At 49.7% G+C, this 360-nt stretch carries 1 protein-coding gene; it reads left to right on the top strand.

The window, feature by feature from the left end:
* The coding region (locus ACHAC9_RS24570; RefSeq protein WP_435764442.1) for a hypothetical protein at positions 1-360 on the top strand (360 nt) is incomplete at both ends.

Raw genomic sequence — 360 nt, 5'->3', positions numbered from 1 at the left:
CATGAGAAAAATCTACGCTCTACTCCTGCTGTCGACTTCCCTGGTTGGCGCCCATGCGCAAGCTGAACATAAAGAAGACTGCGATAAAGCTGAATACGCGCAGCAGTACGCTGCCGGCTTTAATCGCGAGTTAAATGACGCGCTGGATAAATTCAAAAACCAGGATAAAAGCTCCCGAGCCAAGTTGGACGGGATGAAAGCTGCGCTGATCAAGACAGGTGCTTGGACGGATGCCGAAGCTTCGGTTTTTATGATCAAGGCGAGCATGACTGATGACGATGCCAAAGCGATAGAGGCTGAACGCAAGAAAGCTGCGAGTGATTTCAAGGTACAACTTTTGTCGCTGGAGGGGATTCCTAT

The sequence above is a fragment of the Massilia sp. CMS3.1 genome (assembly GCF_051262535.1).
Taxonomy (GTDB): domain Bacteria; phylum Pseudomonadota; class Gammaproteobacteria; order Burkholderiales; family Burkholderiaceae_D; genus Telluria.
This window is presented reverse-complemented; position numbering and strand designations above follow the sequence as displayed.